The sequence below is a fragment of the Nocardia sp. PLKS1-43 genome, from assembly GCF_059510335.1.
The window spans coordinates 1,588,817-1,603,082 of record NZ_JCAJZQ010000001.1; the positions used below are offsets into that span (position 1 = coordinate 1,588,817).

12 protein-coding genes are annotated in these 14,266 nt (G+C 68.5%); 3 read left to right on the forward strand and 9 right to left on the reverse strand.

Features of this window, described 5'->3' with window-relative positions:
- Positions 1–49: 49 nt before the first annotated feature.
- Entirely contained in the window at positions 50–1,327 is a 1,278-nt protein-coding gene (locus AC5WS7_RS07575) for an SPFH domain-containing protein (protein WP_495953587.1), read from the reverse strand.
- Positions 1,328–1,759, reverse strand: a complete 432-nt coding sequence (locus AC5WS7_RS07580; protein WP_495953588.1) for an NfeD family protein — start codon at positions 1,757–1,759, stop codon at positions 1,328–1,330. It lies immediately after the preceding gene.
- An 80-nt stretch (positions 1,760–1,839) separates the two neighbouring features.
- Between AC5WS7_RS07580 and AC5WS7_RS07585 the strand changes: the two genes are divergently transcribed.
- Positions 1,840–2,655 carry a DUF3097 domain-containing protein gene (locus tag AC5WS7_RS07585; RefSeq protein WP_495953589.1) on the forward strand — a complete coding sequence of 272 codons (816 nt, stop codon included), beginning with the start codon at positions 1,840–1,842 and terminating at the stop codon, positions 2,653–2,655.
- A gap of 9 nt (positions 2,656–2,664) precedes the next feature.
- On the opposite strand, the gene AC5WS7_RS07590 is transcribed toward AC5WS7_RS07585, so the two are convergent.
- Positions 2,665–7,014: a HAMP domain-containing protein gene (locus tag AC5WS7_RS07590; protein WP_495953590.1), complete on the reverse strand. Its 4,350-nt coding sequence runs from the start codon at positions 7,012–7,014 to the stop codon at positions 2,665–2,667.
- A 33-nt stretch (positions 7,015–7,047) separates the two neighbouring features.
- Positions 7,048–7,461 carry a response regulator gene (locus AC5WS7_RS07595; protein WP_495953591.1) on the reverse strand — a complete coding sequence of 138 codons (414 nt, stop codon included), beginning with the start codon at positions 7,459–7,461 and terminating at the stop codon, positions 7,048–7,050.
- A 457-nt stretch (positions 7,462–7,918) separates the two neighbouring features.
- Here AC5WS7_RS07595 and AC5WS7_RS07600 point away from each other — a divergent pair, with 457 nt between their 5' ends.
- Positions 7,919–8,728, forward strand: a complete 810-nt coding sequence (locus AC5WS7_RS07600; protein ID WP_495953592.1) for an Rv1486c family protein — start codon at positions 7,919–7,921, stop codon at positions 8,726–8,728.
- Between the two features lie 15 nt (positions 8,729–8,743).
- Here AC5WS7_RS07600 and AC5WS7_RS07605 read toward each other — a convergent pair whose 3' ends face one another.
- A complete protein-coding gene (locus AC5WS7_RS07605; protein WP_495953593.1) occupies positions 8,744–9,235 on the reverse strand; it encodes a pyridoxamine 5'-phosphate oxidase family protein in 492 nt (163 codons plus the stop codon).
- A gap of 75 nt (positions 9,236–9,310) precedes the next feature.
- On the opposite strand from AC5WS7_RS07605, the gene AC5WS7_RS07610 reads away from it, so the two are divergent.
- Entirely contained in the window at positions 9,311–10,102 is a 792-nt protein-coding gene (locus AC5WS7_RS07610; RefSeq protein WP_495953594.1) for a S1 family peptidase, read from the forward strand.
- 9 nt (positions 10,103–10,111) lie between these two features.
- On the opposite strand, the gene AC5WS7_RS07615 is transcribed toward AC5WS7_RS07610, so the two are convergent.
- The 4 genes from AC5WS7_RS07615 to fabG1 form a co-directional block, all read right to left on the reverse strand.
- Positions 10,112–10,867 (reverse strand): sulfite exporter TauE/SafE family protein, encoded by a 756-nt coding sequence (locus tag AC5WS7_RS07615; protein WP_495953595.1) that lies wholly within the window; start codon positions 10,865–10,867, stop codon positions 10,112–10,114.
- A 565-nt stretch (positions 10,868–11,432) separates the two neighbouring features.
- Complete coding sequence (locus AC5WS7_RS07620) at positions 11,433–12,476, reverse strand: ferrochelatase (RefSeq protein ID WP_495953596.1); 1,044 nt, start codon at positions 12,474–12,476, stop codon at positions 11,433–11,435.
- 14 nt (positions 12,477–12,490) lie between these two features.
- Positions 12,491–13,327: an NADH-dependent enoyl-ACP reductase InhA gene (gene inhA, locus AC5WS7_RS07625; RefSeq protein WP_495953597.1), complete on the reverse strand. Its 837-nt coding sequence runs from the start codon at positions 13,325–13,327 to the stop codon at positions 12,491–12,493.
- 77 nt (positions 13,328–13,404) lie between these two features.
- Positions 13,405–14,121: a 3-oxoacyl-ACP reductase FabG1 gene (gene fabG1, locus AC5WS7_RS07630; protein WP_495953598.1), complete on the reverse strand. Its 717-nt coding sequence runs from the start codon at positions 14,119–14,121 to the stop codon at positions 13,405–13,407.
- Between the last annotated feature and the right edge of the window lie 145 nt (positions 14,122–14,266).

Genomic DNA, 14,266 nt, shown 5'->3' on the forward strand with positions numbered 1-14,266 from the left:
CGCCTTGTCCCGGTCCGTCATTCGGATATCGACGGACCGGGACGATGCGTTACCGCGCGGGCGGTTCCGGCGGGCGCCACCCCTGCGGATCGCCCTGGCCCGGCCGCTGGGGCTGCTGATACTGGGCCGGCGGCCGCGACTGGTACTGCGACGGCGGCTGGAACTGCGCCGGATGCGGCTGTTCGCCGATCGCGCCCGGCGCGGGCGCACTGCGCTGGCCGATCGTCGGCGCCTCCACCGGCGCGGCCGCGGCCGCCTCGGCCGCTCGCACCGCGCGCTCGGCGGCAGGATCGGTCTTGACGTCGAACCATTCGGCGACCTCGTCCGAATCGTCCTCGCTCCCAGCGGATTCCGCACCGTCGGTACTCGGCTCGTAACGGAATACGCCGTCCTCGCCCTGGGTGCCGAAGTTGCGGGCGAAACCCTCCAGCGCCTTGCCGAAGTCGCTGGGCACCATCCACACCTTGTTGGCGTCGCCCTTGGCCACCTCGGGCAGCGTCTGCATGTACTGGTAGGCAAGCAGTTCCGGTGTCGGCTTACCGGATTTGATTGCGGCGAAGACCTTTTCGATGGCCTTGGCCTGACCTTGGGCCTGCAGGTAGGCCGCGGCGCGTTCACCCTGCGCGCGCAGGATCCGGCTCTGGCGTTCACCTTCCGCAGACAGGATCGCCGACTGCTTGGAACCCTCGGCCGAGAGGATCTGCGCCTGCTTGGCGCCCTCGGCCGTGCGGATCTGCGCCTCCCGGTTACCCTCCGCGGTGAGGATCATCGCGCGCTTCTCGCGGTCGGCCTTCATCTGCTTCTCCATCGACTCCTGAATCGACGGCGGCGGATCGATGGCCTTGAGCTCGACGCGCGATACCCGCAGTCCCCAACGTCCGGTGGCCTCGTCCAGGACCCCACGCAGCTGGGAGTTGATCTGGTCGCGGGAGGTCAGCGTCTCCTCCAGGGTCATGCCGCCGACCACGTTGCGCAGGGTGGTGATGGTCAACTGCTCGACCGCGGCGATGTAGTTGCTGATCTCGTACACCGCGGCCTGCGGGCTGGTGACCTGGAAGTACACCACCGAGTCGATCTGCACGGTCAGGTTGTCCTGGGTGATCACCGGCTGCGGCGGGAAGGACACCACGCGCTCGCGCAGATCCACCTTGGCGCGGACCCGGTCGGCGAACGGGACCAGGAAGGTCAGCTGCCCCGACACCGTGCGCGAATACCGGCCCAACCGCTCGATCACCGCGGCCTCGGCCTGTGGCACCAGCGCGATCGATTTGAACACGACCACCGCGACCAGCAGGACCAGGACTACGGCGACGATCAGTGCAACCATTTACGGCCCCTTCCACACGACGGCGTGCGCACCGTCGATCTTCATCACGTACACGGTTTCCCCTTCGGCGTATTCTTCGGACGGATCCAGGGGCCGGGCGCTCCACACCTCACCCTCGATCTTGACCCGGCCCGTCTCGTCGTTGACGGTCTCGAGCACCTTGGCCGTCTTGCCCGGCAAGGCGTGCACATTCGTCGGCGTCGGCGGCGGAACGGAGAAGCGCCGCAACATGATCGGGCGCACCAGGAACAGCAGCGCCAGCGCGCTGACCCCGAAGACGATGGCGTCGGTGACCACCGAGGTATCCGCGATTCCGGCCACACCGGCGGTCACCAGTGCGGCGCCGCCCAACATGAGCAGCGTGAAGTCACCGGTGAGCATTTCGGCGGCGGCGAGCGCGATGCCCGCGACCAGCCACACGATAGCGGCCACGCCCTCAACAGTAACCGTCCGGAACGCCCGTAACCGGGCAAGGACGCGCAAAACGTTGCCGAGACTGTATTTTCGAGCGGGTGAACGAGTACGGCGACATCTACTCCGGCCACGCCCGCACCCGCAAGCGCGCGGTGCCCGAGGTCAGCGCCGAACGCGATCTGGTCGCCGAGGACGCCGCCACCGGATTCTGCGGCGCTGTCGTGGGTTTCGAGCGCACCTACGACGGCGAGTTCGTCAAACTCGAGGACCGGCACGGGCTGGTGCGCCTGTTCGCGTTGCGCGAGGCGGCGTTCCTCATCGATGGGCAGCCGGTCACCCTGGTGCGTCCCAGGGCCGCCGCACCGACGCGGCCCACTCGCTCGGCATCCGGATCCACCCGGGTGGAGGGATTGCGCGCCCGCGTCGCGCGCGGCAGCCGCATCTGGGTCGAAGGTGTGCACGACGCGGCGCTGGTGGAACGTGTCTGGGGCCACGACCTGCGGGTGGAGGGCGTGGTGGTGGAACATCTCGAGGGCCTGGACAATCTGGCCGCGCGCCTGACCGAGTTCGAACCCGGGCCGCGGCACCGGGTCGGCGTGCTGGTGGATCACCTGGTGACCGGGTCCAAGGAGACCACGCTCACCACGGGCCTCGGCCCGCACGTACTGGTCACCGGACATCCGTACATCGACATCTGGCAGGCGGTGCGACCACAGGCGGTGGGCATCGCCCAGTGGCCGCGGGTGCCGCGCGGGGAGGACTGGAAGACCGGCGTATGCCGCCGACTGGGCTGGGGCACGCCGCAGGAGGGCTGGCGGCGGGTCTACGACGCGGTGGACTCCTTCCGCGACCTCGAGGCGCCGCTACTGGGCGCGGTGGAACGGCTCATCGACTTCGTGACCGAAATCGACTGAGCCACAACGTCACTCATCGGCAGGCACATTCAACCAGCGGCCGATGCAGGCCAGCAGATCCTGCGCGTGCACCGGTTTGGTGATGTAGTCGCTCGCGCCGGAGGCCAGGCTCTTGTCGCGGTCGCCGGGCATGGCCTTGGCGGTGACCATGATGATCGGCAGCCGGTCGAAGCGCGGCATCCCGCGAATCGCGGCGGTGGTGGCGTAGCCGTCCATCTCCGGCATCATCACATCCATCAGGATCACATCGACGTCCGGATTCGCCTGTAACGCCTCGATTCCCTTGCGGCCGTTGGGCGCCTGGTCCACGCGCATACCGCTCAACTCGAGCATCCCGGTGATGGCGAGGACATTGCGGGCGTCGTCGTCCACGAGCAGCACCTTGCGACCGCGTAACCCCGAATACCGGCCAGGACTGCCGGGCTGTTCGAGTTCGCTCGAATGCGGGTGGGTGAGCAGCAAGATGAACCGCTCCCGGAATTCGTCGGCCGTGCCGACCAGCTCCACCTGGTGCGCCCGCGCGTTCGCCTCCACCTCCCGGTAACGCTCCGGGTTCGGTTCACCGGCCGGATAAGCAAGTACCGCTGCGCCTTTCGCCGTCATCTCCGAACCCAGCGCACCCAGGAAATCCGCGGTGGCGGCGCCGAACAGGTTCAGATCCACCACGACGCACTGGCAGCTCGCGGCCGCGGCGAGCGCCTGCTCACTGGTGCCGACCGATTCCAGGCGCACCGGCCCGTCGCTGTCGGCGAGTTCGGCGACGACGCCGGACACCAGGCGGGTCAGCGGCCGCTCGGCCGGATCTTCCACGACGAGCACTGTGCGAGTAGACGATTCGGCCCTGGACCTGGACTCGGAGACGATCTCCGGCTGCGGGGTCAACGGCAACGTCAGCGTGAACGTACTGCCGACGCCGATCCGGCTCTCCGCGCTGAGCTGCCCGCCCAGGAGGTTCGCCACCTGCCTGCTGATCGACAGGCCGAGCCCGGTGCCGCCGTAGCGGCGGCTGGTGGTTCCGTCGGCCTGCTGGAACGCCGCGAAGATCGACTCCAGATTCTGCTCGGCGATGCCGATCCCGGTGTCGGCCACCGAGAATGCGATCTGCTCGCCGCTGCGGCACACCCGGAGCCGGACCGTGCCCGTCTCGGTGAATTTGACCGCGTTGGACAGCAGATTGCGCAGCACCTGCCGCAGGCGCTGCTCATCTGTTTCCAGCTGCGGCGGAACGTCGGGCGCGACCTCGACCTCGAACCGCAGGCCCTTCTGGGTCGTGAGCGGCCGGAACGTGGTCTGCACATAATCCAGCAGCTGCGGGAGCGCGACCGGTTCGGTGCGGATGTCCATCTTCCCGGCCTCGACCTTCGACAGGTCCAGGATGTCGTCGATCAGCTGTTGCAGATCCTTGCCCGCAGACTGGATCACCTTGGCGAATTCGACCTGCTTGTCGGTCAGGTTCCGCGAAGCGTTCTGCGCGAGCACACCGGCCAGGATCAACAGGCTGGTCAAGGGGGTGCGCAGCTCGTGCGACATATTCGCCAGGAATTCGGACTTGTATTTCGACGCCAGGGCGATCTGCTGGGCGCGTTCCTCGATCTCCTGCCGCGCCTGCTCGATCTGGAAGTTCTTCATCTCGATATCGCGGTTCTGCCGGACCAGCAGCTCGGCCTTCTCCTCGAGATCGGCGTTGGACTGCTGCAACTGCCCGGCCAGCCGCTGGGATTCCCCGAGCAGGGCATCGGTGCGGGCGTTGGCCATGATCGTATTCAGGTTGACCCCGATGCTCTCCATGAGCTGTTCCAGGAAGTCACGCTGCACCGCGGTGAACCGGGCGAACGAGGCCAGCTCGATGACTCCCAGCACCTGATCCTCGAACACGATCGGCAGCACGATCAGGCTGGCCGGGCGCCCCGCGCCCAAGCCGGACGATATCCGCAGATAGTCCGGTGGCGTCCGATCGATCAGGATCGTCTGTTTGGACAGGGCCACCTGACCGACCAGCGACTGCCCGAGGTCGAAGACCGTGCCGTCCTCGATGCGCCCGTATCCAGCGACCAGGCGCAGAATCGAGCGGTCGGGTTGGGACTCCATCGAGAAGAAGGTGCCGTACTGGGCGCCGACCAGCGGAGTCACCTGGTTCATGATCAGCTGCGCGACCGCCGACAGGTCGCGATGGCCTTGCAGCCGACCGGAGATCCGGGCCAGATTGGTGTTCAGCCAGGCCTGCTCCTCGTTGGCGCGGGTGGTCTCGCGCAGGGACTGCACCATCGCGTTGATGTTGTTCTTGAGCTCGGCGACCTCCCCCATCGCCTCGACCGAGATCGACCGGGTCAGGTCACCGGTGGCCACCGCACCGGTCACCTCGGCGATCGCACGCACCTGGCGGGTCAGATTCCCGGCGAGCTCGTTCACGTTCTCGGTCAGCCGTTTCCAGGTTCCGGATACGCCCTCGACCTCGGCCTGACCACCCAGCTGCCCCTCCTTGCCCACTTCGCGCGCCACACGCGTGACCTCGGCGGCGAAGGCGGAGAGAGTGTCGACCATGGTGTTGATCGTCGTCTTGAGTTCGAGGATCTCCCCGCGCGCATCCACGTCGATCTTCTGCGAGAGTTCACCGCGGGCCACCGCCGTGGTGACCTGGGCGATCGAACGGACCTGGCTGGTCAGATTGCCCGCCATCGAATTGACGTTGTCGGTCAGGCTCTTCCAGGTGCCCGCCACGTTCGGCACCCGTGCCTGCCCGCCGAGGATGCCCTCGGTGCCGACCTCGCGGGCAACACGGGTGACCTCATCGGCGAAGGCGGACAACGTGTCGACCATGGTGTTGATGGTCTGTGCCAGGGCGGCGACCTCGCCCTTCGCCTCGACGGTGATCTTCTGCGACAGATCGCCCTTGGCGACCGCGGTGGCGACCTGGGCGATGGACCGCACCTGGTCGGTGAGGTTGTCGGCCATGACGTTCACCGACTCGGTCAGGCCCTTCCAGGTCCCCGACACACCCTTCACATCCGCCTGACCGCCCAGACGGCCCTGGGTGCCGACCTCGCGGGCGACTCGGGTGACCTCGTCGGCGAACGAGGACAACGTATCGACCATCGTATTGATGGTGTCCTTCAATTCCAGGATCTCACCGCGCGCATCCACCCGGATCTTCTGCGACAGGTCACCGCGGGCGACCGCGGTGGTCACCTGGGCGATCGAGCGCACCTGCGCGGTGAGGTTGTCCGCCATGACGTTCACCGACTCGGTCAGGCCCTTCCAGGTCCCCGACACACCCTTCACATCCGCCTGACCGCCCAGACGGCCCTCGGTGCCGACCTCGCGCGCCACGCGGGTGACCTCGTCGGCGAACGAGGACAACGTATCGACCATCGTATTGATGGTGTCCTTCAACTCCAGGATCTCACCGCGCGCATCCACCCGGATCTTCTGCGACAGATCACCTTTCGCGACCGCGGTGGCGACCTCCGCGATCGAGCGCACCTGCGCGGTGAGGTTCCCCGCCATGAAATTCACCGACTCGGTCAGGCCCTTCCAGGTCCCCGACACGCCCAGGACCTGAGCCTGCCCGCCGAGACGGCCCTCGGTGCCGACCTCGCGCGCCACGCGCGTCACCTCGTCGGCGAACGAGGACAACGTATCGACCATCGTATTGATGGTGTTCTTCAGCTCCAGGATCTCACCGCGTGCGTCGACCGTGATCTTCTGGGACAGATCGCCTTTCGCGACGGCGGTGGTGACCTCGGCGATCGAGCGCACCTGCGCGGTGAGGTTTCCGGCCATGATGTTCACCGATTCGGTCAGATCACGCCAGGTGCCGGAGACCTCGGGCACCTTCGCCTGCCCGCCGAGGCGGCCCTCGCTGCCGACCTCGCGCGCCATGCGCGTCACCTCGTCGGCGAACGAGGAGAGCTGATCGACCATCGTGTTGATGGTGTTCTTCAACTCCAGCAGCTCGCCCTTGACGTCCACGGTGATCTTCTGGGACAGGTCGCCCTTGGCCACGGCGGTGGCAACACCCGCGATATCGCGCACCTGGGAGGTGAGGTTGTCGGCCATGGCGTTGACCGAATCGGTCAGATCCTTCCAGCTGCCCGACACGCCGGGAACAGACGCCTGGCCGCCGAGTTTGCCTTCCGTGCCGACCTCGCGCGCGACCCGGGTGACCTCCGTGGTGAACAGGGCCAGCTGATCCACCATGCCGTTGAACACGTGTGAGATCTCGTCCAGGACCGGATCGCCGACCTCGGGCAGGTACCGCCGGAAGTCCCCGTCGCGTACCGCCTTGAGGCCGTCCAGCAGCGGCTGGAGGCGCTCGTCGTTGCTGTTGACACGGTCCGCCGCGGCGGTGTCGGTGGTCATCGCTGTCCCCGCTTCTCCTGGGGCCGACGCGATCTACAGATCCACGTCGAAACAGTTCTCGCCCGCGGCGACCCGCCGCACGATCTCGAGCAGGTCGTCGAACAGGCCGGTCTTGAGCACCAGACCCGCGCCACCGGCCGCGATCACGCGGTCACGCACAGTCCGGTCCGCATCCCCGGTGAAGACCAGCACTCTGGCAGCCGGAGACACCTCCTGCAATCGTCCGATGGCGTCGATGCCGTTACCGTCGGGCAGTCGCCGATCGAGCAGGATGACATCGGGGCGGATCCGGGCGGCGGCGGCGACGGTGGCCGCGATGGAACCGGCGGTCTCGACCAGGTCGATATCCTCGACCAGGTCGAACGCCGAGTCCAGCGCCATCACCACCATCGGATGGTCCTCCGCCAGCAGCAGCCTCGTGGGACCGCCCGGTATGTCAGCCGACATATCCGCAGTCTATTCCGCCGCCGCACCGGTATCGCGCTCCGACCAGGTAAAGGAGCCTTCCGGGGGCGAGCGGCCCGCCGGCCGCCGACCGGGCGGATGCACCCCCGGAGACGCCACGCAGCGGCCGCAGCGGTTCGATCGTGCGATCGGTCACCGCACCGAAGCGGCCGACACGGCGGCATGCGCTGACCCGAAGGCGCGGCATCGTCTGCTCGTGCACCCCGCCGTGCTCGGCCGAAGGCGGTACCGCATCCGGGTCGATCACCCGCGCCCGAGCCGCGAGATCGCATGCGGCACAGCAGGTTCGCCAGGCACGGCCGCCGTGGTCACGGGCGCTGTCGCGCCCCGGCCATCGCGGCACATGGCCTTGCCTGTCAGCGCGGATGCCGGGCACGGCAGGCGAACGGACCCGCAGACATGGGCGGCCCGCAAGCAACGGCACAGTTATGCTCGAAACATGTGTTCTCCCAGTGCCACGCTGACCGCGTGGGCCGGTGCGTGGCTGGCCGGTCGCGGCGCGCCCGACGACGTGCTGGACTCGCTGCACGCCTGGGCGCCCCGCCAACTGGTCGCCGCCGGAGATCCCGTCACCGGCGGACACACCGGCCTGCCGTGGCCCGGCGGCGAATCGCTGGACGGCGGCGGGGCCGGAATCATGCTGCTGCTCAAGCTGATTCGCGAGGAGTCCGATGATCCGCGGGCCCGGCTGCGGCTGGTGCTGCCGGTCCCCGGGGATGTGCGCGGGCTGCCGACCGGTAGTGAATTCGCCGCGGCGGCACTCGAGGCGCAGGAGGGCATTCTGGTCGGCGTACCCGGCGGCGACGGGATGGGCCTGGTGCCGGAGTGGGTGGACGAGCAGACCCTGCAATGGACCGTCTACCGCACGCCGGTTCCGCGGGTCGTGGAGCAGGACCTGCCGCTGGGTGAGGCCGAGTACGCGATCCGCCAGGCCGTCCGCGACGCGGCGGACGCGCTGGCGCACCTGCAGACCACCGCGGTGAACTCCGGCGGTCCCGATCCGCGCGAACTCATCGAGGACGAACTGGCCGAGTACGCCCGGCACGAATATCCCGAATCCATCCCGCTGCGCGCGCGGCGCATCCTGGACACCGCCGACCATGTGGCGGCCATCCTGACCGTGGCGCAGCACGAACCGGCCTCGGCGCCCAGTTCGGCCAGCGCGATGGCCGCGCAGGAGACCCTGCTGCGCCCGCTCTGGAACGCCATCCGCGCTGCCCGGCTGGCCGCGATACACGCGACCGGGTGAGCCCAGCAGCGGGTCTCAGTGTTTGGTCACGACCCGCTCGGCCCGGCCGGGCTTCCAGATCACCACCTCCATATGCCCGTCACCGACCAGCACGGCCGATGCGCCGGTGATATCGGCGGCGAAGAACGGCTCGAGCTTCTCCCCGCGCAGATCGAATCCCGTGTCCTCGTACAACGATTCGGCCCAGCGGCGCTGCAGGTCCGGATCGGGTACCTCGCGCACCGTGCCGAAGAGTTTCGCGTCGCCGTCGCCGACCTGCGGGTCGACGGTGGCCGTATGCAGACAGAACCGGGGGTCGCGCCGCAGATCCCGGAATTTCGTGGTGCCGGGCATACCCACCAGCCACAGCTCCCCCTCGAAGATCCGCGGCTCGAGTGGGCTGATTCGCGGATACCCGTCCGAACGGGTCGTCGCCAGCAGGCACAGATTCCCGGTCGCGGCGTGACGGCGCCGGAACACCTCCGAGATGCGCGGAGACGCCTCGCTGAACTCGCTCCAGATGCTCATGCGGCAACGCTAGCCCCGCCCACCGACAGATCGGCCCCGTCCGCAGCGCAGCGGCCGTCGTACCGCTCTGATTGAATGAGCGCGGTTACGTTTCCGGCAGATATCGAGGTCGCGTTCATGCACTCCCTTCGCACCGCCGCCATGGTCCTGGCGATCGTGGCAGCCGGTACCACCGTCGGCGTGACGCCCGCCGCCGCCGTCGTCGGCGGCACGCAGGTCTCCGCCGCCGACTACCCCTGGCTCGGCGCGATCGGTTCGCCCGCGTTCCCACTGCGGCCCGGCGGCCAATTCTGCGGCGGCGCACTCATCGCCCCGGACAAGGTCCTGACCGCGGCGCACTGCGTGATCTTCGCCCAGCCCGCGCCCGCCGCCCTGACGGTGACCTTCGGCCGCACCGACCTGGCCGCTCCGGGCGGAATCACCGTGCGGGTCAAGGGGATCCGGTCGGATCCGCGGTTCCGGATCTCGATCTTCGACGGCGGCCCGAGCTTCCACCACGACGTCGCCGTCCTCACCCTGGAAACCCCGGTGCCGCTCCCGACCGTCCGGGTCGCCGCACCACACGGGCGCACGGGCACGGTCGTCGACTGGGGCGCGACCTCCGATGCCGACTACTCCAACACCCACCTGCGCGCGGCCACCGTGCCGCTGGTCTCCGACACCTCCTGCGCGACCGCCTACGGTCCCGAATTCGACCCGAAAGAGGCCTTCTGCGCCGGATCGACCACTGCCGACACCGGCGAATTCGACAGCGGCGGACCACTTCTGGTCGACGGCGCGGTCGCCGGAATCACCTCCTGGGGTAACGGCGCGGCACAGCCCGGCTTCCCGGGCGTCTACGCCCGGATCCCGGCGACGGATCTGTGAATCCCGCTGCTACAAAGCGAATTTCACGGCCATGGCGATACCGCAGGTCGCCGCGATCACCCGTAGCGCGGCGCCGGGCAGCCGCCGCGCGAAGGCCGGGCCCACCCAGCCGCCGGTCAGAAAACCCACGCCCAGCGGGAGCACCGCAGCCCAGTGCACCGGCCCGAAGAGCGCGAAACCCACTGCCGCGGTACCGTTCGCGCACATGCTGACGGTGTTCTTCACCGCGTTGACCTGCTGTTGCGTCCATCCCGGGAACATCGCGGTGAGGATCGCCATGATGAGGATGCCGCCCGCGGCGCCGAAGTATCCGGCGTAGACCGCCGCACCGAACAACAGGATCCGCAATCCGCGCTCGCGCCACCGGTGATCCGCCTCGTCGTAGACCTCCCGCAGCCAGGCCAGTCGCGGCTGGGCGAGCAGGAATACCGACGCACCGCCGATCAGGAATGGCACCACGACCTGGAAGGAGGACGCGGGGGCGAGCAGCAGCGTAATCGCGCCCACGGTGCCGCCCGCCGCGGCCAGCAGCCCCAGCCGCAGCGCCACACGGCCTCGGCCCGCCAGTTCCGAGCGCGATCCCGCGGTCGCTCCCAAGCCGGTGAACACCAGCGCCACGGTATTGGTGACATTGGCCGCGACCGGCGGCAGGCCCATCGCCAGCAGTGCCGGGAACGAGACGAGCGAGGCCAGACTCACCAGAACGCTCACCAGCCCCGCGGCGAAGCCGGTACCCAGCAACTCGAGCGCCTGCCATGGGTTCACCGCCGCCCACCATCTCTCTCCACATCCGACTGCGCCATGCGCCGAACCGCCGGCCCGAACCGCCGGAACGACGCCATCATTCAAACATCCCATGAATATCGGCGCACCGGCGCACCGGCACCTGCCCCGACTCGAGTACCGCGACCATCGATTCGAGCCGGTGGCACAACGGGATTCGAGTAGTGACCTACTCGGGTCCGAGACCTTCGACCCGGCATACGCTGTGCGCAACGTCAGAGTTCGACAGCGGCACAGCACAGTTCACCGAAGTTCGCCGCACCGTCGAGAAGGTTCGTGCCGGCGATGCCGGCATGCGCGAGGTTCGGATGAGCAACAACGTCAACAAGCAACGTCAGGTTCGCGATTCGGCGCGGTAGCGCCGGCGAAGTAACGACGTCACCGAATCGACCTCGGACCGGGATCACCCGGTACGCGGCGGGCGCGCAGCCCGCTCGGCGTCCCGGGAGGTGAGAACCGAATCCCGGCCGCGGCGGCGGTGCGGCTCGACTTCCCGCCGGGTGACCACCGTCGAGTACGCGCACGGCCGGGCCGGCCGACCGGGGCGCTATCGCGTACGGCGCGGCGGCTCGCAGCAGCCGACGGCGCACGGCGCACCGTTCACGGTGCAGCCGTAGCCCGGGACCGCGCCCAGACGACGTGCGGGCACGTCGGTGAGGTGTTCCTCGACGAGTTCGGCGACGAGCCGGGCGAAGCGTGGATCGGTGCCCGGAGTCGCCGCGCGGGCGAAGGCCATGTCGAGTTCACCGGCCCGCCGGCATGCCTCGTTGTCCAGGTCCCAGATCACCTCCAGGTGGTCCGAGACGAACCCGACCGGGCAGATGACGACCGCGTCGACGCCGGTGGCCGAGAGTGCGTCCAGGTGATCGACGATGTCCGGCTCGAGCCACGGCACCTGCGGCGGGCCCGAACGAGACTGCCACACCACGTCGTACTCGGCGAATCCCGTTGCCGCCGCGCACAGTCGGGCCGCCTCGGCGACCTGGCGACTGTAGAGTTTCCCGCCTTCGGCCGGCGGACCCGCCGAGGCGTCCGCGGACACGGGAATCGAATGTGCGGTGAACACCAGCCGGGCACGCTCGCGCCGCTCGGCCGGAATGTCCTGCAGCGCAGCATGTATCGCGTCCGCGAAGGATTCGATCAGCAGCGGATGATCGAAGTACTGGCGCAACTTCACCAGTTCCGGTGCGCCCGTTACCGTCTCGCGCGCCCGGACGATGTCCTCGTCGTATTGCCGGCATCCCGAGTAGCCACCCCATGCCGAGGTCGGGAACACCAGCGCGGACCGCACACCGTCCGCCCGCATCCGCTCGACGGTGTCCTCGGCCATCGGATGCCAGTTGCGATTGCCGAAGTACACCGGCAGATCGACACCGCGCGAGGCGAATTCGGCCTCGACCGCCGCGATGATGTCCCGGTTGAGGGCGTTGATCGGCGAGACGCCACCGAAATGCAGATAGTGCTGCGCGACCTCTTCGAGCCGTTCGCGCGGCACGCCCCGGCCCCGAGTGACGTTCTCCAGGAACGGCATCACGTCCTCGGGGCGTTCGGGGCCGCCGAAGGACAGCAGCAGGACCGCGTCGAATCCCATGCCGGCGGCGGACTTCAGTTACCCGAGAAGTTCTCGGGGAACCAGGTGTTGTGGCTCGCGCCGCCGTCGACGTAGATGATCGAGCCGGTGGTTCCGGGCAGCCAGTCCGATAGCAGGGTCACGATCGAGCGGGCCACCACGGTCGGGTCGTCCACGTTCCAGCCGATCGGCGACGCCCCGTCCCAGTAGGTGTTCAGCATGTTGAGCTGCTTGGCGTCGTCGGTCGCGGTACCGGCGATGGCCTTGGCCGCGAGGGTCTTGATCGGACCCGCGGCGATCAGGTTCGAGCGGACCCGCTTGGCCGTGCCCACCTCACGCGCGACATACCGGTTCACCGATTCCAGGGCAGCCTTGGCCACACCCATCCAGTTGTAGTACGGCATGGCGGTGCGCGGATCGAAGTCCATGCCCACGATCGAACCCCCCTCGTTCATCGCGGGCAGCACCGCGCGCGCCAGCGAGGCGTAACTCCACGCCGAGATCTCGAAGGCCTTGGCGGCGTCGGAGCCCGGGCCGTCCAGGAACGGCAGCGCCTCCGGGCCCATCAGGGTGCGCGGGGCGAAGGCGATCGAGTGCAGCACTCCGTCCACACCCTCGGGTGCGTGCTCCCGGACCCGGTCGGCCAGGCTCGCGAGATCCTCCTCGCTGGTCACATCCAGCCCGATGGCCGGGGGAACCTCCTGCGGCAGCCGCTTGGCGATCCGGTCGATCAGCCGCAGCCGCTCCGGAATGCCCGTGATGACCACCTTCGCACCCTGTTCCTGCGCGACCGCGGCCGCGTGGAACGCGATCGACGAATCGGTGATGATCCCGGTGATCAGTACGGTCTTGCCGTCGAGCAATCCGCCCATGAGTTGTCGGTTCTCCTCGTTGAAAGTCTGCGTGGATATGACGGTGTGAACAGCCGAACGCGGGGTGCGAAACCCGGTCAGTGCCCCATGCCCAGGCCGCCGTCGACCGGGATGATCGCGCCGGAGACGTAGGAGGCGTCGTCGGAGGCCAGGAAGCTGATGACCCCGGCGACCTCCTTCGGGTCGCCGATGCGCCCGGCCGGGATCGCCTTCAGCGCGACTTCCTTCATGTCGTCGGTCATATCCTCGCGGGTCATATCGGTATCGATGAAACCGGGCGCGACGACATTGGCGGTGATGTTGCGCGAGCCGATCTCCCGGGTGATCGCGCGGGCCATGCCGACCAGACCGGACTTGGCGGCCGCGTAGTTCACCTGTCCGGCCATGCCCATCTGGCCGACCACCGAACCGAGGAACACGATCCGGCCCCACCGGGCCCGCAACATCGCGCGGTTGGCCCGCTTGGCGACCCGCCAGGCGCCGGTCAGGTTGGCGTCGATCACGCGGGCGAACTGCTCCTCGCTCATCCGCATCAGGAGCGTGTTGTCCACGATGCCCGCGTTGGCGACCAGCACCTCCACCGCACCCTGGTGCGCCTCGACCTCGCCGAATGCGCGATCGATCGATTCCGCGTCCGTCACATCGCATTTCACGCCGAACAGCCCGTCCGGCACTCCGGAACCACGATGGGTGACCGCGACCTTGTGTCCGTCGGCGGCCAGGCGCTGCGCGACCGCGAGCCCGATGCCGCGATTGCCACCGGTGACGAGTACCGACCTGGAAGTTGTAGGCATAGGGCCAAACTTAACGCGTCGGTACGCAAACGCCTACCGCGGGGGCGCGGTAGCCCCCGGGCGATGTGCCGCCGATCCGGCGACGGACGCCGCCCGCATCGCCCGGAGCGATGAGACGGCGTCCGCCACAACGGTTTTCGTCTCG